This window comes from Sinorhizobium fredii (assembly GCF_002944405.1).
In the GTDB taxonomy this organism is placed as follows: domain Bacteria; phylum Pseudomonadota; class Alphaproteobacteria; order Rhizobiales; family Rhizobiaceae; genus Sinorhizobium; species Sinorhizobium fredii_C.
Map to the genome: position 1 here is coordinate 338,475 of NZ_CP024308.1, position 22,075 is coordinate 360,549.

Sequence of the window (22,075 nt, forward strand, 5' to 3'; positions counted from 1 at the left end):
ACGATTCCATGCGGAACTTCGAACAGCCTGGGCGCTCGATTGCAGTTGGCCGCAGCGGCATGGCAGCGACCTCTCATCCCATGGCAACCCTGACCGCCATCGAAATACTCAAAATCGGCGGCAAGGCCATCGATGCGGCCGTGGCGGCCTGTGCGGTTCAATGTGTAGTTGAAGCCGGCTCCACAGGTATCGGCGGCGATTGCTTCGCCTTGCTGGCTCCCAACGGCAGCGACCAGGTGATCGCCTATAATGGCTCGGGTCGCACGCCCGCCGCCGCTGAATTCAAGTGGTTCACGGACCAAGGTCTCTCAGAGATCACACGGTCTTCGCCTCACGCGGTAACCATCCCTGGCGCCGTCGATGCCTGGACGCGGTTGGTCGCAGATCATGGACGCATGTCAATGGCCGATATCTTGGCGCCGGCGATCGCGCTTGCGCGGGACGGCTACGCCATCACCCCGCGCGTTGCTGCCGACATTTCGCATCAGCGCGCGATGCTGGCGCTCGATTCGTCGACGCGCCGCATTTTCCTCGACAATGATGAAGCTCCCGCAGTCGGGTCGGTTCAGCGTCAGCCGGAGCTTGCCGAGACTTTGTCGGCGATCGGCAAGTATGGCCGGGAGGCATTCTATCGGGGCGATGTCGCGGAAGACATGGTCTCATACCTCCAGGCGCGCGGCGGCCTGCACACCCTGGAGGATTTCGCCTCCGCCGCGGGGGAATACGTTATGCCCATCAGTGCAAGCTATCGTGGATGGACGATTCATGAATGCCCTCCCAATGGGCAAGGCATCATTGCTCTCATGATCCTGAAGATATTGGAGCGTTTCACCCCGTCGGGCGATCCTCTCGATGCCGACAACCTCCACATCGAAGTCGAGGCAACCCGGCTTGCCTATGCTGCGCGCGAACGATGGCTGGCGGACGCGGCAACATCAAACGTGCCGATCGATTTTCTTTTGTCGGACGAACTTGCAGACGAGCTTGCCTCCATGATCAGACCGGACGAGGTTTGCGACGCCGGCGGTCTCATCGATGGTGTCGAGCACTCCGACACCGTCTACATCTCGGTGGTCGACAAAGATCGCAATGCCGTTAGTTTTATAAATTCCATCTTCCACCCTTACGGTAGCGGTCTCATGGCTCCGAAATCGGGGGTGTTGTTCCACAACCGCGGCCAGAGCTTCGTGCTAAAGGACGGGCATCCGAATGCGATCGGTCCACGCAAGAGGCCGATGCATACGATCATTCCGGGAATGGTCACGCGGAACGGCAAAACCGTCCTCTCATTCGGCGTCATGGGTGGGCACTATCAGGCAATGGGACATGCGCATTTTCTGTCGAAGCTGTTCGACTTTGGCATCGACATCCAAACCGCGATCGGGCTTCCTCGTCTGTTCCCCCTCCCCGGCACCCGGACGGTCGAAGCCGAGGAAGCAATTCGAACTGCGATCGGCGAAGACCTCGAGGGTCGCGGCTTCCAGGTGATCCCACCGAAATGGGCCATCGGCGGAGCGCAGGCGGTGTGGATCGATCATCAACACGGATCCCTGCTCGGCGCGTCTGATCATCGCAAGGATGGCTGCGCCCTGGGGTACTGATTTCAGAGCATCGGAGAAGGTGATGTCCGACTATCCGCAAACGCAACTCTATATCGGCGTTGGCGGGACGGATCGAAAGAACGCCTTTCGATCGTCAATCCTGCCTCCGACGAGGTCATTGGAACGGTGGCAAATGCCGGGCGGGATGATCTCGACGAAGCCCTCGCCACAGCCGCAACCGGGTTCACGGCCTGGTCTCGGATCAGCGCATTTGAGCGCGCTAAACTGCTGCACAAGGCTGCCCAGCTACTGCGCGAACGGGCTGAAAAGATCGCGACGATCATGACTCTCGAACAGGGAAAGCCGCTCGCGGAGTCGAAAGCGGAGACTCTGGCGGCGGCCGACACGATCGACTGGTTTGCCGAGGAGGCGCGGCGGGCATACGGTCGTGTTGTCCCTTCCCGTGTCGCCAATGTTCGGCAGACCGTCGTGAAGGAGCCAGTCGGTCCGGTCGCCGCCTTCAGCCCCTGGAATTTTCCGTTGAACCAGGCCGTGCGCAAGGTAGCGGCCGGTCTTGCGGCCGGTTGTTCCGTCATCCTGAAGGGGCCGGAGGAGACGCCGGCGAGTTGCGCAGAACTTGTTCGCGCATTCGCGGACACCGATTTGCCGGCCGGCGCACTCAATCTGGTTTTCGGAATTCCCGCCGACATCTCCAACCACATCATTCCGCACCCGATCATCCGCAAGGTCTCCTTCACGGGATCGACCTCCGTTGGCAAGCAGCTTGCGGCTCTTGCCGGTGCCCATATGAAGCGGGTGACGATGGAACTTGGCGGTCACGCGCCGGCGATGGTGTTCGACGATGCCGACGTCGATCTCGCAGTCACGATGTTGGCCGGAGCGAAATTCCGCAATGCGGGCCAAGTCTGCATTGCCCCGACCCGCTTCCTCATACAAGAGAAAATCTACGCGAGGTTTCTCGAGTCCTTCGTCAAGGCCGCAGAGGCCGTCAAGTTGGGCAATGGACTGGATTCGGGCACGACCATGGGCCCGCTTGCAAATGGCAGACGCCTCGAAGCCATGGAATCATTGACTGCGGATGCCGTCTCACGGGGCGGAAGGATTGCGACCGGCGGCGAGCGCATCGGCAACCGCGGAAATTTCTACAAACCCACGGTTCTGACAGATGTGCCGCTGAGCGCCCGGATATTGAACGAGGAGCCTTTCGGCCCGATCGCGGTGGTGAGTCCGTTTTCGACCTATGAAGCCGCCATTACGGAAGCGAACCGACTCCCCTACGGCTTGGCAGCCTATGCTTATACGACATCCGGGAAAACGAGCGCCGCACTGAGCCGCGATATACAGAGCGGAATGATGTCAATCAATCACCATGGGCTGGCGCTGCCGGAGCTTCCCTTTGGCGGCATAAAGGACTCGGGCTACGGGTCCGAAGGTGGAGCAGAGGCGATGGACAACTTCTTCAACACCAAGCTGGTTACAGAAGCGATTTGATTCCTAGAGAGCACCATGCGCCGCTTTTTGCCTGATACTTTCACGATCCTACTCGTCTGTAGCGTCGTCCTTGCCTCGCTGCTTCCGGCAAGCGGGAGTTTCGCGGATCATTTCGGCGTTGCCACAAGTCTCGCCATTGCGCTTCTCTTCTTCCTGCATGGCGCGCGGATGTCCACCGATATTGTCATTGCCGGCATCCTGCATTGGCGCCTGCACCTCGTCATTCTGCTGACGACATTCGCCGTTTTCCCATTGCTTGGCCTAGCGTTGGGCCTCATTCCCCATTCGCTCCTGCCGCAACCGCTTTATCTCGGTATTCTCTTCCTGTGCGTCCTGCCGTCGACTGTGCAATCATCCATTGCATTTACGTCAATAGCAGGCGGGAATGTTCCGGCCGCCATCTGCTCGGCCTCCGCCTCCAATATCCTCGGCATGTTCCTGACGCCTCTTCTCGTCGGCTTGCTCTTTTCCGTCGGCGGCCATGGCACGTTCTCCTGGGATGTCATGGAAAAGATCCTGCTGCAGTTGCTCGCGCCATTTGTCGCCGGGCAGATCCTACAGCCGTGGATTGGAAATTGGGCACGCTCGAAGAAGAGGATTCTCACTCCTGTCGACAGAGGTTCCATTCTGATGGTTGTCTACGTCGCCTTCAGCAAGGCAGTCGTCGAGGGATTGTGGCAAACCTTCTCGCTGAGAGATATAGCCGTCGTTGTCGGGCTTGACATGCTACTGCTCGGCTTTGTGTTGACCTTCACCATGCGTGGCAGCCGCCTTATGGGCTTCAACAGGCCAGACCAGATCACCATCACATTTTGTGGATCGAAGAAGAGCCTTGCCAGTGGCGTACCGATGGCAGGCGTCATCTTCGCCGGGCAGTCGATCGGAGCGATCGTTCTGCCGTTGATGCTTTTCCACCAGATCCAGTTGATGGTGTGCGCAGTCATCTCACAGAAATATTCCACTGCCGCCAAAACCGTATGACGGCAAGCCTAAAGCGATGAGAGGACCTCCGCCTGCACCGTACGCTTTGATGTGATGCGGCCAGGAGAGAGTTGCTGGTACCAGCGGAGCGCCGAAGCGCGAATGCGCGTTCTTGAGGCGGGAGGCATGGCAATGTCGGCTCCTCCCGCGCATTGCTGTCACTCAGCGGGTCGCTCTCCAAGCTCCGCTTTCCACCCTCCCGCGACAGATTGGAACCGGAAGATCGACCCACCCGCAGCGCTGATTAAGGGGAATTCTCGACCCAGTGCTGCCATTCACTGGAAGAGGTGGGAATTTCCGGTACTTCCTGCCAGAGCAGCACACGAGCTCTGGCAGGAACCGCAAGATCTTAATGCCTTCCCAGAATTATCTCGACTCTCGCAGAATAGGTGCCACATTATGAAATCATGATCGATGGGAACGACAGCGCGGGGGATGCGGGTGACGCAAGGCAGCGCTTCGGCTTGGCGGGGCTTGCCGAAGTCATCGTCGAGACGCTTGATCAGCCGCTGCTGATCCTCACTTCCAATCTCACCATCGCCGACGTCAACTCCGCATACTGCGAAACCTTCGGCGTCACGGCCGAGGAGACGCGCGGCCAGCTGATATACCGGGTGGGCAATGGGCAGTGGAACATTCCCGAGCTGCGCGGGCTCCTGGAGCAGGTCCTGCCCGAGCGCTCGATGGTGAAAGGCTACCGGATCGAGCACAAGTTTCCCAATGTCGGGAGGCGAGTCATGATCCTCAACGCCCGAAGAATAACGGCCGATAACGGGCGCCCGGAACTGATCCTGCTCACAGTCTCCGATCGAACGGAAGCCGAGCAGGCCCGGTTCGAGCTCGAAGGCCACCGGGAGTTCCTGGAGAAGCTGATCGACAGCGTTCGCGAAGGGCTACTGGTGCTCGGCTGGGATCTGCGAGTCATCAGGGCGAACCAGACCTTCTACGACCTGTTTCAGGTCTTCGCCGCCGACACCGAAGACCGGCTGGTATACGAACTTGGAAACCGGCAATGGGACATTCCGAAACTGAGGGAGCTCCTGGAAGATGTTCTTCCCGACAACAATGCGTTTGATGATGTCGAGGTAGAGCACGACTTCGAAACAATCGGGCGGCGCATCATGCTCCTCAATGGCCGCCGTCTCGATCATCTCGACCTCATTCTGCTGGCGATACGCGACGTCACCGAACAACGTCGAATGGAGGCGCAGCAACAGACGTTGATGGGCGAGTTGCACCACCGGGTAAAGAACGTCCTGGCGAGCGTAAACGCGCTGGCAAATCGCAGCCTGCGCGAAAGCCAATCGCTTGATGACTTTCGAGCTACGTTTGCAACTCGCTTGGGCGCCCTCTCCAGGACCCAGGACCTGCTGATGCGCGCACCTGCGCACGATGTCCGCATGGCCGAAGTTCTGCGCCTGGAGTTGGAGGCTCAAGGCGGCCATGAGGGAGAAAACTACCAGCTTGACGGTCCAGATGTAACCCTGTCGCGTGAAACCACGCAAGCGTTCGCCATGGCGATCCATGAACTGGCCACCAATGCGGTAAAACACGGTGCCTGGGCCACGCACGAAGGCCGGCTGAAGGTAACTTGGACAGCACACCCAAAAAAGGACAACGGAACGCTAATCAGTTTTCGCTGGCGGGAGAACGGCCGCGAAATCGATACCGCCCCGGCTCGCAAGGGCTACGGCTCGCAAGTGCTGGAGGGAGTGTTTAGCCATTCCCTGGACGGCACGTCCGAATTGACGCTCCATCCTGACGGCGCCGAGTTCGCTGCTGAATTCAAGCTGCAGGATTAGGTTTTCGCTTGCTGCTTGCCCAACGGTGATGACCTGCTTTCCATACTTTTACTGCGGCGACCAAGGCAAAGAACGACCCTGTCCAGTCGTTTCCGCCACCGCTGCACGAATGACCGCTGTGCGCCCCACCCGCCGTTGATCTCTGCTTCCTCGCTGCCTAAGGGCAGTCACGAAAGAGACTTGACCCGACGCCAGTGGCCGGGCGTCATGTTTTCCCACTCGCGGAAAGCGCGATAGAACGAGTTGGCGTCCTGGTATCCGAGCAGGTAGGCTACCTCTTCCACGTCAATCGTGAGATCGGAGAGAAGCTGGCGGCCGAGTTCCTGTCTGGCTTCGGTCAGGAGAGCACGGAAAGTCTGGCCTTCCGCCGCAATCCGCCGCTGCAAGGTGCGTTCGCTCAGGCCCAGATCGCGCGCCACGGCAGCGACGTCGTGGCGACCACTGGCCATTGTGCGTTTCAAGGTGCCCTTTACCTGCTCACCGACTGTAGCCAGTGCCTCGATCTCGCGCACGGCGTCTGCCAGCGCGGGGGTCAGCATGTGGATCAGTTCGGGGTTGTGTCCGGGGAATGGCAGGTCGAGATCCGGTGCATTCAGCACCATGCGATCACGCTCTGTCCCGAAATGGATCGGGCAATCGAAGAAAATGGCATGTCTGTCCGTTCCCGGCTTTGGTCGCCGCAGTTCCACTGAGATTGGCCGCAGGTGACGGCCAGTACCGCGTCGCCCGAGTTCCAGCACAAGGGCAAAGCTTGCGTCAACCGACAGGGGCGGCTCCGGTTCGGTGCCGGCAGGCCACTCGATCGTCACCGCCACCTTGCCGTCGCGCTCTTCGAAACAAAGACGGTCAGGGCTGCAGAGACGATTGAAGCGGTCCAGCCGCGCTATAGCGTCCCGAAAGTCGGCGGCGTAGGACGCCACCACAATTGCGAGCTTGTGATTGGCGGTGCTGGTCTCGCTCACCATCCTTATGCTGAAGGCGGGGTCTGCGGACAGCGTCTCTATGGCGTTCCAGATGGCGAAAAGTTGTGTGGTGCTGATGACGGCGGAATTGTCGAGATGCAGCGTCGCAGGAAGCCTGGCCTGCCGCAGCACCGCCGAAGGCCGCAGTCCCAGGCGTTCAAGTGACTGCCAGAACGGCCTCGGCAATCTGCATCGGTCGGAACGCACTTTAGTTATCTCTTCACTCCATTTGGAGATTGCAGGCCGTCGGAGGCCTGGTGCGCGGAGTACAGGTGGAGGCGCCGGTTTACATACGACCTGGCGTATACCGTAGTGCTTTTGGCGCGCTTTGCAAGTCCGGTGGCGGATCTTGCTAATGCCTGCGCGGCGTCCTGTTCGTATCGTCTTCTCCGATGGTGCTGGCGCTGAACCTCAAATCCCGCGGCAACCATATCTGGAGCCGACAGCGAACCGGTCCAGATAAGAACAACCACGAATCAGGAGATCGAACATGACGCTCACATTCTACACCAACCCGAACTCACGCGGGCGCATCGTGCGCTGGATGCTGGAGGAGGTGGGCCAACCCTACGAAACGGTGGTCCTCGATTACGAAAAGACCAGCGCATTTGACGAGTGGGGCGGCGCGGCGCTCGAACGGCCAGTTTCGAGCAATCCCAGCGACGAGTTGGTTCGCTTCTTCATCGAGATCAATCCCATGGGCAAGGTGCCAGCGCTCGTGCATGATGGCCGCGCCGTAACAGAGAGCGGCGCAATCATTACGTACCTCGCCGAGACGTTCCCCGAGGCTGAGCTTGCACCGACTGCAGATGAGCGTGCCGAGTACTACCGCTGGATGTTCTTCGCTGCGGGACCGGTGGAACAGGCCGTTACGAACCACCGGGCGGGATTTTTGCCCGCTCCCGAACAGGAATTTTTCTTCGGCTACGGCAGCTATGAGCGCACTTTGGACCAGCTGGAAAAAGCAGTGCAGGCGCATCCTTTCATCGCGGGCGACCGGTTCACAGCTGCGGACATCTATGTCGGCTCGCATATCGGCTGGGGCCTTGGCCTTCAGACGTTACCTCCGCGCAAGGCGTTCCTCGACTATATCGGCAAACTGGTGGAGCGAGATGCTTTCAAGCGGGGCGTGGCCAAGGACGAGGAATTGATAGCGCAAGCCGCAGCAGCCCGTGCCGCATAGGCATCTTGCCTCACGCCCGGGTTCGGAGAATACCGTCTCGCACCAAGCTGCGCCCGGAGGCACGCTGAACATCCGGCAAGACCGCGCCGCAGGCTTAAGACGTCGTTTGAGCACGCCTCCCGGCGACGGCAGGCGTGCGCCACAAGTGGCCGACCCTTACGCCGCCCAATGGCCGGTTTTACTCTGGCCGTTGAGACGCGGAGGTTTGAAGCTGCAGACGCGAGCGGCGACCCGGAGCGGAGCATACCGCCACAAGCCTGCTTGACAGCGGACTTCAACTTCCCGCCCCGAACACGTCATTCGGCAATCGCCTTGGCGACGACCGCTTAGAGGTCCGCATGCGGCCGGCCCTCGTCCCAGCCCTGGAATTTCGTCGTCCACCCACCGACAACGCTGATCAAGGCGAATTCTCGACCCGTTCCTGCCGTCCAGAATGAAGCGCGCTATGACGCGAGTTGACCCACAAGAGACATTGCAGCCCGCTCGGGCAAGCACGGATATCCGCCTTCGCGAACGTGAATTAAGCATGTTCGCGCGACGTGCTATGGTTCATCAAAGCGCGTCGCGATTTCCAGGATTTCCAGATTCCCAAGTCGGGTTGGCCCTTCCTGCGACGGAGGGAACCCCAGCAGCAAATCACTTCCACTTGCATTGCGTAGCCGTGTCATTGCGTTCGTCGAGGCCGGGTACAGCCGTCAACAAACAAGAATGATCGGATCGCTCAATGGTGCATCACCTGCACCATTTGCAAGCCGATCGTAGGCGCTTCGCGAATGGCTGAGGACGGTCGTTAACACCGGAGGAACCTGATGAGTCAGCTCGAGCCTACCACACAAGCCTTCATCGACAGCCTTGCCGGCGCAATGCCCATCTACACGCTCTCGCCCGAGGCGGCTCGCGACGTGCTCGCCGGCGCCCAGAAGTCGGCGCCGGTAAAGCTCGCGCCCGCGCGCAGCGAGGACCGTGTCCTCAATGTCGGCCCCAAGGGTCGCACCGACATCCGGATCTATCGGCCGGAGAGCGCCAAAGGCCCGCTGCCCGTGGTGATCTATACCCACGGCGGCGGCTGGGTGCTAGGCGACCGCGAGACGCATGATCGGCTGGTCCGCGAGCTGACCATTGGAGCGAACGCCGTCGTGGTGTTCGTCGACTATGATCGCTCGCCCGAGAGCCGCTATCCCGTCGCAGTCGAGGAAAGTTATGCAGTGCTCAAGTATGTAGCCGAGCATCCCGACGAGTTCGGCGGGGATGCCAGCCGAATTGCGATCGCAGGCGATAGTGTTGGCGGTACTATGACGGCCGTGGTCGCGCTGCTCGCCAAAGAACGCAATGGCCCTGACGTGAGGGCACAGCTTCTCTTCTATCCGGTCACTGATGCCTCAATGTCAACCGGCTCCTACAAGGAGTTTGCCGAGGGTCCGTGGCTGACGCAAAAAGGGATGGAATGGTTCTGGGATCAATATCTGCCCGATGTCTCCAAGCGCGCCGACATTCATGTCTCGCCGATCAACGCCAGCTCGGAGCAGCTAAAGGGCTTGCCGCAAACGCTGCTCTTGGTCGACGAGAACGATGTGCTGCGCGACGAGGGCGAGGCTTATGGCCGCAAGCTCGCAGCAGCTGGCGTTCTGGTCAGGTCGGTCCGCTACAATGTCACCATCCACGACTTCATGCTGCTCAACCCGATCGCGAACACGCCCCCGGTGCGTGGTGCCGTCGATCAGGCGTCGGCATATCTGCGTGAAGTTTTCGCGGGCTGATGACCGCGAGACCCAGTAGAGCAACAACCAGCGGCCCGGCATCCCGAGCGGCAGGACCGCTGGCAATGGAAGCGCAGCAGCCGGCGAGCATACCGACCACGTCGACAAGGGGAGGATAAACCATGAAGATCGTCGTCATCGGCGGCACCGGCCTGATCGGCTCGAAGACCGTCGCCATTCTGCGCCAGGGCGGCCACGAGGTCGTCGCCGCCTCGCCCCAGAGCGGGGTTAACACGATCACCGGCGAGGGCCTCAAAGAGGCCATGGCGGACACGCAGGTGGTGATCGACCTTGCCAATTCACCCTCATTTGAAGACAAGGCGGTGCTTCAATTCTTCGAGACCTCCGGCCGCAACCTTCTCGCGGCGGAGGCCGCAGCGAATGTCGAGCACCATGTCGCGCTCTCCATCGTCGCAATTGACCGGACAGACAATGGCTATTTCCGCGCCAAGGTCGCCCAAGAGAAACTGATCAGGACCTCCGGCATCCCCTACACCATCGTTCGCGCGACCCAGTTCATGGAATTCCTCGGCGGCATCGCCGATTCAAGCGCGGATGGAAACCTCGTCAGGATCCCACCCATTCTGTTCCAGCCCATCGCGGCGGACGACGTCGCCGCCATCGTTGCCGATGTGGCAATCGCGAAGCCGCGAAGCGGCATTGTCGAGATCGCCGGCCCGGAACGAGCGCCGCTCAACGAAATCGTCGCCCGCTATTTAAAGGCGGTCGGCGACCCGCGCGAAGTCGTGAGCGACCCCGCGGCTCCATACTGGGGCAGCCGGGTCGAGGAGCACTCGCTCGTGCCGTTGGGCGAGGCACGCCTCGGCCGCATCGGTTTCGACGAATGGCTCCGCCGCTCACAGGCAGCAGCCTGATCCCGCATCGGAGATACTCCCAGTCTGTCCGAGCGGGTCCCGGGCAACGAACGAAAGAGGCGACCATGATGATCAAACTCGTTGCGTTGGGTCTTCTGTGCCTCATGATCGGCACGGCCGCGGCTCAGGAGCCTAAGGTCACGGCACTTATGTCTAAAGATCTTCCGGAGAATCCCGGCAGGGAAGCTCTGATGATTATGGTCGAGCATGCGCCCGCCGGGGCGAGCGCTATCCACCGACACAATGCACATGCGTTTGTTTACGTGCTGGAGGGCTCCGTCGTGATGCAGCTGAAGGGCGGACAACAGGTGACACTGACACCAGGACAGTCCTTCTATGAAGGCCCCGATGATGTTCATCTCGTCGACCGGAACGCAAGCGCCACTCAGCCGGCGAAATTCCTGGTGCTCTTGATCAAGGACAAGGGCGCCCCGGCGCTCGTGCCCGCACAGTGACTGTTACGGCAACCACAGCAGGAGGCAGACACGAGCTTGGGCAACATCTCACGGTCAAGCACTGTGCCGACAAGGTGCACGCGAGGTACACCCACGGTAGACCGGATTCCGAGTTGGTTCCGTCGCGCTACGCGCTGCGGGTCGGCGAGATTGACGTCATGGTGGTCAGCGATGGGGTGCTATCGCTGCCAGGCGCGATGTTGGGCCACGACGTCGATCCAGCCGTCCGGGCGGCCTGGCTGGAGGACATGTTCCTGCCGCCGGCCGGGTAGGAACGTCTGGAAATGGTGCTCCCTCCTCGTTCAGGTCGACAAGAAGGGCGGCATTCCACCCGGCTGCGACGTGACCCTGAACCGGAACGATCAACCCTGAGGAGACCTTGCTCTCCTCAAGGCCAAATGACCGCTCCCCGCGCCCCAGACGGTCGTTGAGGCACCCGGTTTGTCGTTCTGAAAGCTGCCGGCCGGCTACGAAAGCGACAATGCCGCAAGTGCGCCGTTCGGACGGCCAGCGTCTTTCCCCCAATAATCGAGTGCTTCCCATCCCATGCACAATACTTTCAGGGCTTCAGGGGAGTTGAGCGAGGATATCGTCGACGATACTCGGGACGGTACCGGCCGTGTCGATATTGATGCCAGTGGGAACATATTCCCGGGTGCGATGGTAGCGGAGTACCAGCGCCCGCTCTGCCGGCTCGAAGCCCGGCTCATTTGGCCGCCCATCTAATCGTCGGTTCAACGTCTCAACGTCGATGTCGAGCACGAAAATCTTGTCGAATAGCTCCACAAATTTGTGAAAATTGCGCGAGCCTCCACAGAAGAAGGTGGCAGAATGGGTGGTGTCGGCAGCGATAGCCCGGACCTTGTCGACCGGCCAGATCCAGTGCGCGTATCCCCAAACCAAGCGGTCCGCGCCTTTGGGTGGTCCTGCGAGTGCCTGGCCCGTCTCGGCGTCGCCAACATAGGCCAATACCCGGTCACCATGGACGACATGGTAGCCCCGCCGCTCCAGTTCGGTGGCGACAGACGTTTTTCCAGTGCCGGAACCGCCTTCGATCAGATAGTTCTTGATGCCCATGGGGGCTCCTATCATGGCCCTCAATCCGGTGAGAAGAGTCTCTCCGGGCGGACGCTCCCCTACTCAGTTCATCGTCGAGCCCGAGTAGTAGAGCCGCCCGACGGGATTGATATTGTTTTCAAGTGTGTCGCCAGGCCGTCGGGCGCGGGAAGGGACCCGGTGAAATTCCCTCACCTGCGGCGTTGATGGTCACCGTCGGCTACAGCTTCTCAGCCCTCATCAACCGGTTCAGGCAGTTCTTTGGGCTGCTGCTCGCTTGGTTGAACAGCAGGCCGAGAGCATTCGGCGTTTAAGTCCGCCTATTGTTCACGGTCGATTGAAAAGACGCGCAGCGCCGTGGCCGCGCGGGCGCCAGGACATTCAAGCCGACACTTCGGTCAGTTCGTCAGCGCTATGGGGTGCGGAGCGAGGCGAGATCAGCGTCGCTCCGAAGTAGCGCGACGCAGCCTCGGTGCGGTTGCGCACGTTCATCTTCTTGTAGATGTTGCGGACATGACCATTGACGGTGTTTTCGGAAAGACCGAGACGTTTGGCGATGATCTTGTTCTGCGTGCCCATGGATATGAGATCGAGAATCTGGATCTCGATCATCCTGAGGAGGCCTGGGGCAAATTCGGTCTTGCGTTCCATATCGGTGTCTTCCGAAGGCCCCTGTTGCGCGACAACGCCGTCCCCTGCGAGCCCTCTCGGCGCCAGGCGCCGAAGCAACGCGGCGGGAAAATGCTCGCCGCCCTTCATCAAGAGATCAATGGCGGTGAGGCATAAGTCGAGATTGAGGGTCAGAGGCAGTACGCCCTGAAGCAATCCTTCGTCGACAAGCCCAGCGATCGACGAGTCGAGCTCGTCCGCATTCTGCACCATCAGGCCGATCGCGGCCATTGGATAGAACTCGTGGATCGTCCTCATGAACGATGGAAGTACTGCCGCCGGCAGGCGGTAGAGCATCACCAGGCTTACGTCGACAAGCGTACCGTCCAGAAGCCCGTCGGAATCGGAAAGGCTTACTGTGTCTTGATCTTGAAAACGCGCGCTGATCGCGTGCGTTAGACATTCGGCGAACAGGTCGGTCTTCGCGAGCACTACAATCTTGCTTTTCTTCTGTAATACCTTGTTACAATCTTCAATATTGTTCAGGGTCGGGCTTGTATGGTCCAATTATCTCTCCCTGATCTAGCGGGTTCCGTGTCGCTGAGACTGTACATTCTCATAAAAAATCATTGCGATAGTGTTCAACAAAAAACCCAATGGATCTTGGAATTAAGTACAGATTGTAGCTATGCGCTCACATTGTCCTTTTGTTGCTACAACCATCAATAGCCGTTGTCATTATCGCCCAGTTCAGATAGTTATCTCGCCGTTCAATTTCCACTCATAATGGACTAGCTCAGATCGCCATCAACCAGGCTACAGTGCCTTAGATGCGATGCTTCTTTGGTGGGCAAGTGGACTTGACAAAACACTGATCGTAATCGAAGCGCAGCACCTCCCCGCTCCTGACTTCATCTCATCCGAGAATTCGATGCGGTCGTGCTGTTCGCACCCAAGACGTTCGGCCAAATGTCGGAGGCTGAGAAGCGAGCCGGTAGCCGTCCCATCTCACCTCGAACGCCCGGTTCGGCCCGGAGTGCAGCCAAATGGGCCGCTACAAAGTCGCGCGCCTGATCGAGAAGGGCGGCGGCGACATGCCGATCCGCGACTTTATCGCCATGATCGGCGCATCTGCGCGCTAGGCAAATATCAAAGTATCAAGCTGCGGCGCATGCTGCGATGTCCCGATCTACATGTTCATGCCGAAATCGGCAGCAGATGATTATGGCGAGAAGATGCAGCAACATTTATTTCGAAACACCGAGGCCAAGGAGGTGTCTTGAGCACACCATCACCAGACTGCGGTGTTCGCATAACATTAACCAATTGACGATCTTACATCGTGCGCGGAGCACGCGTATGCTGTATATAATACCGTTCTAATGCAAGACATGGCCGCGCGGCTGGGAACTCCAGTCATCGCAACCGAGCCGAGGAGGCGCCATGGAGCGCCGCGACGAAGCTTCCCGACCAATCACTACTGCCGAGGTGGATATGCTCGGCGTAGTGTTCGATGAGTTGCGGGCAGAGTATTGTATTCCAAGCGAAGGCCCGGAAGCGGAAGATCTGGCAGCCAGAGTGTTTTCGCTCTACCAGTCGGGCGTGCGAGATCTTGGACTACTGAAGAAGCTCGCCATCCGGTGTGGATGAAGCTCATGGGATAAGAACAGAGCGGCCGGCGCGACGTTTGGCGGGAAACCTCGGAGATTTCCGAAGCGTCCGGCCTATTTTTGAGGATCGTCATGATTCTTGCCGTGCTGGTGCTCTTTGCCTTTGGATGGTTCGTCTCCTGACGTAATCTGCTACTTTTTCCGAGATACTCCATCAGATTGCACAGCCCTTTCCGGATGCTGTCCTCGAGGGCACGCAGGCGCTGTTCGTGCCAAGGCTCGTCGCGCTCCACCGTATTGAGCGCGGCAAACATCCAAGCGATCGCGCTCTCGGGCATTCGCATCGCCTAGTAGATGCGCCATGAAATCTCTGCCGAATTCGATTTGGCTTCGCACGGAGCCAAGCTGCCGCTAGGCACGGTCACCACCTTATGAAGGGAGGCAAACCACGACGTTGCAGATCGTCTTGCCGCTCCCGACAGACGCATGAGCATCGGCGACTAGCTCCCTACCCAATCTTGCTAGACGTCAAAGTGATCAGCACTTTCCCATCTGAACCAAGGCCGCCGGCTCTTCCTTGACGGGTCGCGCGTCGGGCGCCCCACCCATTCGCGGATGTCGAGCCCGTCATTTACGCGCTCGCTGACGGCGACGCGCCTCGGGTCACCGGCGCGGAGGTGCATGAAGCTTCAGGCAGTGAATGCCACTTGAGCAAGGCAAACAGAAAAATTCTCCCAACAACCGGGCACCTCCTGCGAGGCAGCGACGAGCGGATCCTCGCTTTCGAGCCACATGAAGCGGAATATTGTGCCGGTGCGGGAACGGGTAACAACTACTGCGAGCCGCGAGTTGGTTTACAGGCTGTGGCGCGTAATCCAAATGAGCTATGAATTATTTCATTAGCAGCAGTTGTATTAGCGATTCCTTTAATATAACTTGTATTGTTTAATGCAGGACCAAGAGCACATGCCTGGTTCCAACCGTTAAAAGTCGCGGTCGGAAAGAGGGGGAGTGTTGGTTATGCGCGACGAGAGGCAGTGCCCTTTCCGCGCAGCCCTGTTGAGTTTGGCTGCCGGAATTTCTCGCACATTCGGAGTAGTCGGGACGCACAGTTGAGCGATCCAGCGTCTCACTTTTGATCAAACCAGTTCAGGCAAGTAATCCGCCGATCCGGATTCGGAGCGGTGGGCCTCGCGTTGGGGGCCAGAGCCAGAGATGACCTCTTACCAGCGACTTCAGTCCCGCTCTGGCGAACAAGGGAGGAAATCATGCTTAGACATCATATCTTCATGGCAAGCGCGGCCGCCGCCTTCTTCGGAGGGATCATGTTGTTCGATGTCGGGGGCGCTCAGGCCCAAACCTGTCCCGGCGTATCGCAAGACCAGTGCGTCGAATTGTGCGGTGCGGCCGGGGTTGCCTCCTGCACGAAGACCGGTTCAACGCCGAATTGCGTCTGCAACGAAGAGACCAAGAATGTAAACGGCAATGCCTTTGGCACGGCAACGACGAATACCGCTTCCGGTCAGGGCAACATCGGCAACAAGACCGAGGAAGAGTGCACGGGCAACGCGGGGCAGTGCAAAAAGCAATAGCACCAACGTAAGGGCGACTTGGGATACAGGAGGAGGGAACCACGGCCTGCTGGCCAAAACCGGTGAAGCCCACCGCGACCGTGCTTCGAACTTCCTGAACCAGATCACGAGCCGGGGAATTCGCCCCGGCTCCGATACGGGGTGAACATGATACGCAGCCTTTTATTCGCGGCAGTGGTTGTTGGCGGGACAGCAATACCCGCCTACACCGAGGTGCCACTTCCGTCTGCTGCTTTCGACCGGATTTCCTCTGCCTTCACATATCTGAGAACTTCCTTGAAGACGATCTCAGGCGGTAGCATGAGACCTGGCTACCGGATGCGAGATGTTGTGCGTGGCGACATGGTCACCTCCTTGCAGGCGGCTGGCACTCTCAATGCGTTGGTATTGGTCGAAGTCGGCTCTCAGTTGTCCGGACGGATCAAGGAGCTTTACGCCGATTTCAACTCTCGTGTGACTCGGGGCCAAGTCATAGCCCGCGTCGAGCCAGAGCTATACGAAGCGAGGCTGGCTCAGTCCCGGGCCGAGCTGGAAATGGCCCGGACCCAGGTCGCGATACAGCGGGCGCAAATCGACAGGGTTCAAGCTGAACTTGAGACCGCCACCGCCAAACATAATGCCGCAGCGGCTGAGACCGAGCAGGCCCAGGTGGTGCTGGACAGCGCTCAACGGGAAATGGAACGCAAGCGCCCATTGGCGAAGCGCAAGGTAATTGCGGCGAGTGAATGGGAGCGCGACAGCACCGCCTACAAGACTGCCGAAGCACAGGCTGGCGCCGTCCGCGCGGATCAGCTCTCGCAAGCCGCTGCCGTTCGGGCTGCGCAGGCGGCTCTGAAGATGGCTGAAGCACAACTCGCCAACACCCTGGCAGAGGTCAAGCAGAGGGAAGCGGTGCTACGGCAGGCAGAGATCGATCTCGAACGCACCTATATACGGGCACCAGTCACCGGAACTGTCGTCAATCGCGCCGTTAGCGGCGGCCAGACCTTGGCAGCAAGTCTGCAGACACCGATCCTCTTCACGATTGCCCAAGACCTCACCCAGATGCAGGTCGAGGCTTCCGTCGTTGAAGCCGATATCAGCAAATTTGCTGTTGGGCAGCCCGTGACCTTCACTGTCGATGCCTATCCGGACCGCATCTTTACCGGCGCGGTCCAGCAAATCCGGAAGGCTCCCCAGATCGTCCAGAACGTCGTAACCTACACCGCTGTGATCAGCGCACGGAACCCAGATGAGTTGCTGTTGCCCGGCATGACTGCAAATCTGAACGTGGTAGTGGCAAGACGAGCAAATGTTCTGACCGTCCCCAACGCAGCGCTCCGCTTTCGCCCGAGCATCGAAGCTGGGAATGCAGCCGCGGTCGCAGGCGAAGCATCGGCGAGAGCAGACAGTGAAACTGAGGGCACTCTAGGTCGGGTGTTCGTGCTGGGGAGCGACCGCACCCCACGCGCGGTGTCACTTCGTCTCGGTGTGACAGACGGACGGGTGACAGAGGTGCTGGGAGGCGAGCTGGGCGAAGGCGAGCGAGTGATTACCGGATTGGAGCCGACAGCGGACGGTAGAAATGAAACGTCGTTCCTGATCAAGTTTCGGCTGCAGTGACATGCCAGGGGATGTTCTGATAAAAATTGAAGGAGTGCGCCGGAGTTATCGAGTCGGCGGAAGACTGACCTGGGCCCTCGACTATGTAACCCTCAACGTGCGGCGTGGCGAGTTCGTGGCGATCATGGGGCCGTCTGGCTCGGGCAAGTCGACCTTCATGAACATTCTTGGCTGTCTCGACAGTCCCACCGAGGGGGGATACCGGTTGGACGGAACAGACGTCAGCCGCCTCCACCACGACGAACTGGCGGTAATCCGCAATCAAAAGATTGGCTTCGTATTCCAGTCGTTCAATCTGTTGCCGCGCGCCAGCGCTCTCGAAAACGTGGAGCTGCCACTTCTCTATCGCCGCATGTGGGCTAGCGAGCGCCGCCGCCGCGCCCTTGTGACACTGGCGCGGTTCGGGCTTGCGGAACGCGCCGCCTATATGCCCACGGAACTCTCAGGCGGGCAGCAGCAGCGGGTCGCGATCGCAAGGGCATTGGCAACGGAGCCCTTACTTCTGCTTGCCGACGAACCGACCGGTGCGCTCGACAGCCACACGGGCCAGGAGATCATGGCCATCTTCCGCCGCCTGAATGGCGAAGGTTTGACGATCGTCTTGGTCACGCATGAAGCAGGAGTCGCCGCCTGCGCCGACCGCATCGTTGCATTTCGCGATGGACGCGTTCTGGACGATGGGCTGGCTAATCGTGTTGAGGAGCAGTCTGGCCCCTGGCGAGCATTATTATTGGCAGGCGACAATGCCGGGTAGCGTCAGAACAGCATTTCGGTCATTGCGTTCCCATCCGATGCGCAGCTCTCTGACCATGCTCGGCATTATTATCGGAGTCTCTGCCGTCGTCGTGATGAGCGCCATCGGCAATGGCGCACAGGAGCGGATCGATTCACAGATCCGCAGCCTCGGCTCGAATCTCATCAGCGTCACTCCGGGTAGCGCCAGGATGGGCAGCGTACGGCTGGGCAGCGGCGCGGCGCCAAAATTGAGCGAAGAAGATGCACTCGCGATCGGCTCCGAGCTGCCTGGCGTCGTCGTCGCGGCGCCGCTCCTTCACGCTCGGACACAATTTGCAATCGGGGCTAGCAACTGGCAGGGTGTGCTTCGTGGCGTCACCCCTGAGTATTTCGCTGCGCGTGAATGGCGGGTCATTGCGGGGCGGGAGATGACTCCGGAGGACAACAAGCGCGCCATCAGTGTAGCGCTGCTCGGAACGACGATGCGAGAAAAGTTGTTCGGGGATTCGGACCCACTCGGCGCGACCATCCGCATACGGGACGTCCCCTTCGTCGTAATTGGGTTGCTCGAGCGAAAGGGACAAAGTGTCTGGGGTGACGATCAGGATGATATCGCGTTGGTGCCAATAAGAACGGCTAGACGCCAATTCATTGGAACAAGCCGAGCCAATCCAACCCTCGTGCACAGCATAGCCGTGAGATTCGACGACGGAGCCTCGCCGGAAAGCATCATGCTGGCCATACGCGACCTTCTCTGGCAGCGTCACCGCTTGAGCAAGGGTCAGGAAGACAGCTTCATGGTGAGCAACCTTGCAGAGGCGGCGGACGTCGAGGGCTCGACTACGCGAGTCATATCGCTGTTGCTTTCAGCGGTCGCCTCCGTGTCCTTGGTGGTGGGCGGCATCGGTATCATGAACATCATGCTGGTGACGGTCTCGGAGAGGACGAGGGAGATCGGATTGCGACTCGCAGTCGGCGCACGCCGGCGAGACATCCTCAGGCAATTTCTCATCGAGGCGGTGACTCTTGCCGTTCTCGGCGGCATCCTTGGCCTGCTTCTTGGAATCGCCGCGGCAACCGGTATCGGCATACTCGCCGGATGGCCAATCACCTTTGATTTGAACCCAATGCTCTTGGCAGTAGCCTTCGCTGCCGGCGTAGGCGTTTTCTTCGGCTATTACCCCGCCCGCAAGGCGGCACGGCTGCTGCCGATAGAGGCATTGCGCTTGGAGTGATTCTCGGGCAATCCCGAACCACTAATTTTGTGCATTAGATGCCGTAGATTGGCAGCTTCCAGATCTCGACTGACCGGGCTCGGGAGCGACTGCCCTGTGCGCCTTGCATGCAGCAAAGGATTGCTTCTGCCTTTGCAGACGCTCGGCGGAACGGAAGAAAACGCCCGTCAAGGGAAAGTTTATCCCTCGCTGCAGCGCGACAACCAAGATGAGACGCGCATTGCCTCGCCGAAACTGTTCCCGAATACTCAACCGTTGCCTCACATAATTTGCTCCCTACCGAGGGGTATGAACAGGGGCGACTATGGGACAGCTGAGCATGGCGACGAGGAAAGAACTGACGGCGGCGGTTTCGGAGCGTTATCGTGCTTCGACGCGAACGGAGAAGGCGAGAATTCTGGATGAGTTCGTCGTCATCACGGGCTTTCACCGCAAGCACGCGATGCGGCTGCTGCGGCGCCACGGGAGAGAGCCTACAGGTCGGCGAGCGCGGCCGCGGGTTTATGATGAAGCGGAACGCAATGCGCTCATATTGCTGTGGGAAGCGTCTGACCGGGTCTGTGGGAAGCGGCTGAAGGCGTTGCTACCCGTCCTTGTCGAGGCGATGGAACGGCACGGTCATTTTGACCTCGCGCCTGAGATCCACGGCAAATTGCTGGCGATGAGCGCGGCCACGATCGACAGGACGCTGGGACCGATCCGGGAGGGCTTGGGACGTCCTCGACGGCGGCCCGCGGCGCACGCCCTGCAACGGAGCATTCCCATTAGAACGTCGGCGGGACAATCCGGCGCCAGGCTTCGTTGAGGCGGATCTCGTCGCCCATTGCGGCCCTTCGGCTCGCGGCAGCTTCATCCAAACCCTTGTTCTCACCGACATCGCGACTGGCTGGACGGAATGTGCGCCGCTGCTGGTTCGCGAGCAGACGCTGTTGAGCAGCGTGCTCACAGAATTGCGCAAGCAACTGCCGTTCGCGCTTCTCGGCCTGGACACGGACAACGACACCGTCTTCATGAACGAGACGCTGAAGGCTTACTGTGACGCCGCCAATATCGTCTTTACGCGCTGCCGCCCCTACCGCAAGAACGACCAGACCTTTGTCGAGCAGAAGAATGGCGCCGTCGTGCGCAGGATGGTCGGATATCGTCGGTTCGAGGGACTGGAGGCCGCCACGCTGCTAGCGAAGCTCTACCGATCAGCGCGGCTGTTCGTAAACTTCTTTCAGCCATCATTCAAATTGATCGCAAAGCAGCCGACGGCGCTCGTGTGCGCAAGACGTATAGTCCGCCAGCCACGCCGCATCAGCGTCTGATTGCCGACGCTCGCACGTCAGATGCAGTCCGCTCCCGTCTGCGGGAAATCTACGCTGGGCTCGATCCTGTCCTGCTATTGCGCGATATTCGCGCCCTACAGGAGCGACTCGCTGCGCTTGCCGACACTCCGCCGGCCATGCGCACTGACGGGGTAGCTCAGCCGATCGACCTTTTCCTCGCGAGTTTGCGGACGGCCTAGAAGGACGGAGCTACCCGGCCGACGGATCGTCCGATTGTAAAAGCCAAAAGAGGACGGCGGCGTCCTGACCCTCTCGTCAAGGCGACCGCCGACTTGCGAAGTTGGTTCGAAGCCGAACCATGGCGAACCGGCAGTGAACTCCTGTCACGTCTGCAGGCCCAGTATCCCGGCGATTACCCCGACAAACTGCTTCGAACGCTTCAGCGCCGGCTGAAGGTCTGGCGAAGTGAACAGGCGGACGCGTTGCTGTTTGGCACCTTGAACAAGGAGCTGCCGATCCACGAGATCGCAAGGCCGCACTGAGGTGCCGTAGCGCTCGCGAAGGAGGCCAGGCGCTGCGAAACCCCTGCCATCTCCGCGCCCGGCCTCCTTCGCCCCAACCCGGGAGCAAAATGAATGAGGCAACGTGCGAATATCGGGGAGCATCGTTACGTGCGGCAATACGTGATCTCAGCCAGATTGTCGCTCTACACCCTCGCCTTGAACCAAGTCGAACTACAGACCCCGCGATCACACCAAGCAGTTCATTCGACCGGTTCGCGACGATGTGGAGGAGTACACGCTTTGCCGACGACAGCTCAGCCGAGGTCAAGCGCTTCTTGATCGGTACATAGCGAGTGCCGGCATTTTGGTGACATGCCGGGCTACCACTTTTGTGCAAATCCCAGTTTATACCATTTTTATGAGAAGATTTATCTCTGGTCACCCGCTTAGCTGCGAGATGCTTGGAAGGCGACTGTTAGATGAAAATAATGTCCTCGCGAGGGGGCCGGCTATGAAAATCCTATTGCAGTCAGCCCTTCTTTGGGCACTGATAGTCGGCTGCACCCAAGGTAGCCGATACGAGTACTTGCCTGGGCATGCCTATAAAACCGATCCAAGCTGCCGCCGCGCTGAGCTGCCCTCCAAGTTCGATCCTCGCTGCGATCATCCCAGACTGGGCTTTCCCGACTTCACACCCCTGCCAACATTCGGCACCGGAGGGATTTAGCTGGAAGCTGATTGCAGAAACTCGCACAGTGAGCTGGACGCTGGTCGCTTTGTACGAACAGCTATCG

Annotated in this window: 15 protein-coding genes and 3 pseudogenes; 15 read left to right on the forward strand and 3 right to left on the reverse strand. The window is 59.6% G+C overall.

Features of this window, described 5'->3' with window-relative positions:
* Positions 1-8: 8 nt before the first annotated feature.
* From ggt to NXT3_RS21020, 4 genes and pseudogenes are all read left to right on the forward strand, one after another.
* Positions 9-1,601 (forward strand): gamma-glutamyltransferase, encoded by a 1,593-nt coding sequence (gene ggt / locus NXT3_RS21005; protein WP_104840283.1) that lies wholly within the window; start codon positions 9-11, stop codon positions 1,599-1,601.
* 22 nt (positions 1,602-1,623) lie between these two features.
* Positions 1,624-3,053: pseudogene (locus tag NXT3_RS21010) on the forward strand (NAD-dependent succinate-semialdehyde dehydrogenase).
* 15 nt (positions 3,054-3,068) lie between these two features.
* Positions 3,069-4,034, forward strand: a complete 966-nt coding sequence (locus NXT3_RS21015) for a bile acid:sodium symporter family protein (protein WP_104840284.1) — start codon at positions 3,069-3,071, stop codon at positions 4,032-4,034.
* Positions 4,035-4,441: 407 nt separating this feature from the next.
* Positions 4,442-5,836 (forward strand): sensor histidine kinase, encoded by a 1,395-nt coding sequence (locus NXT3_RS21020; protein WP_104840285.1) that lies wholly within the window; start codon positions 4,442-4,444, stop codon positions 5,834-5,836.
* Between the two features lie 167 nt (positions 5,837-6,003).
* Here NXT3_RS21020 and NXT3_RS21025 read toward each other — a convergent pair whose 3' ends face one another.
* Entirely contained in the window at positions 6,004-6,984 is a 981-nt protein-coding gene (locus NXT3_RS21025; protein ID WP_234828134.1) for an AraC family transcriptional regulator, read from the reverse strand.
* Between the two features lie 304 nt (positions 6,985-7,288).
* On the opposite strand from NXT3_RS21025, the gene NXT3_RS21030 reads away from it, so the two are divergent.
* The 5 genes and pseudogenes from NXT3_RS21030 to NXT3_RS21050 form a co-directional block, all read left to right on the forward strand.
* Complete coding sequence (locus tag NXT3_RS21030) at positions 7,289-7,981, forward strand: glutathione S-transferase family protein (RefSeq protein ID WP_104840287.1); 693 nt, start codon at positions 7,289-7,291, stop codon at positions 7,979-7,981.
* 809 nt (positions 7,982-8,790) lie between these two features.
* The gene (locus NXT3_RS21035) at positions 8,791-9,738 is read left to right on the forward strand and encodes an alpha/beta hydrolase (protein ID WP_104840288.1); all 948 of its coding nucleotides are present in this window, start codon (positions 8,791-8,793) and stop codon (positions 9,736-9,738) included.
* 122 nt (positions 9,739-9,860) lie between these two features.
* Positions 9,861-10,613, forward strand: a complete 753-nt coding sequence (locus tag NXT3_RS21040; protein WP_104840289.1) for an SDR family oxidoreductase — start codon at positions 9,861-9,863, stop codon at positions 10,611-10,613.
* Between the two features lie 68 nt (positions 10,614-10,681).
* The gene (locus NXT3_RS21045) at positions 10,682-11,068 is read left to right on the forward strand and encodes a cupin domain-containing protein (protein ID WP_423827999.1); all 387 of its coding nucleotides are present in this window, start codon (positions 10,682-10,684) and stop codon (positions 11,066-11,068) included.
* A 74-nt stretch (positions 11,069-11,142) separates the two neighbouring features.
* Positions 11,143-11,328: pseudogene (locus NXT3_RS21050) on the forward strand (MBL fold metallo-hydrolase); the annotation flags it as partial.
* Positions 11,329-11,635: 307 nt separating this feature from the next.
* Here the strand turns inward: NXT3_RS21050 and NXT3_RS21055 are convergent.
* On the reverse strand, positions 11,636-12,145 hold the full coding sequence (locus tag NXT3_RS21055; RefSeq protein WP_104840291.1) for a DEAD/DEAH box helicase family protein: 510 nt from the start codon (positions 12,143-12,145) through the stop codon (positions 11,636-11,638).
* 360 nt (positions 12,146-12,505) lie between these two features.
* On the reverse strand, positions 12,506-13,300 hold the full coding sequence (locus tag NXT3_RS21060) for a helix-turn-helix transcriptional regulator (protein WP_104840292.1): 795 nt from the start codon (positions 13,298-13,300) through the stop codon (positions 12,506-12,508).
* A gap of 876 nt (positions 13,301-14,176) precedes the next feature.
* Here NXT3_RS21060 and NXT3_RS21070 point away from each other — a divergent pair.
* The 6 genes and pseudogenes from NXT3_RS21070 to NXT3_RS21100 all read left to right on the forward strand — a co-directional run bounded on the left by NXT3_RS21070 (position 14,177) and on the right by NXT3_RS21100 (position 21,320).
* Complete coding sequence (locus tag NXT3_RS21070) at positions 14,177-14,383, forward strand: hypothetical protein (RefSeq protein ID WP_104840293.1); 207 nt, start codon at positions 14,177-14,179, stop codon at positions 14,381-14,383.
* Positions 14,384-15,668: 1,285 nt separating this feature from the next.
* The gene (locus tag NXT3_RS21080) at positions 15,669-15,935 is read left to right on the forward strand and encodes a hypothetical protein (RefSeq protein ID WP_158665376.1); all 267 of its coding nucleotides are present in this window, start codon (positions 15,669-15,671) and stop codon (positions 15,933-15,935) included.
* 147 nt (positions 15,936-16,082) lie between these two features.
* Positions 16,083-17,537, forward strand: coding sequence for an efflux RND transporter periplasmic adaptor subunit (locus NXT3_RS21085; RefSeq protein ID WP_104840295.1), 1,455 nt, complete (start codon positions 16,083-16,085; stop codon positions 17,535-17,537).
* A 1-nt stretch (position 17,538) separates the two neighbouring features.
* Positions 17,539-18,291 (forward strand): ABC transporter ATP-binding protein, encoded by a 753-nt coding sequence (locus tag NXT3_RS21090; RefSeq protein ID WP_104840296.1) that lies wholly within the window; start codon positions 17,539-17,541, stop codon positions 18,289-18,291.
* Complete coding sequence (locus NXT3_RS21095) at positions 18,281-19,507, forward strand: ABC transporter permease (protein WP_104840297.1); 1,227 nt, start codon at positions 18,281-18,283, stop codon at positions 19,505-19,507. Before NXT3_RS21090 ends, NXT3_RS21095 begins: the two co-directional genes overlap by 11 nt.
* A gap of 304 nt (positions 19,508-19,811) precedes the next feature.
* Positions 19,812-21,320 (forward strand): annotated as a pseudogene (locus NXT3_RS21100) (ISNCY family transposase).
* Positions 21,321-22,075: the final 755 nt, after the last annotated feature.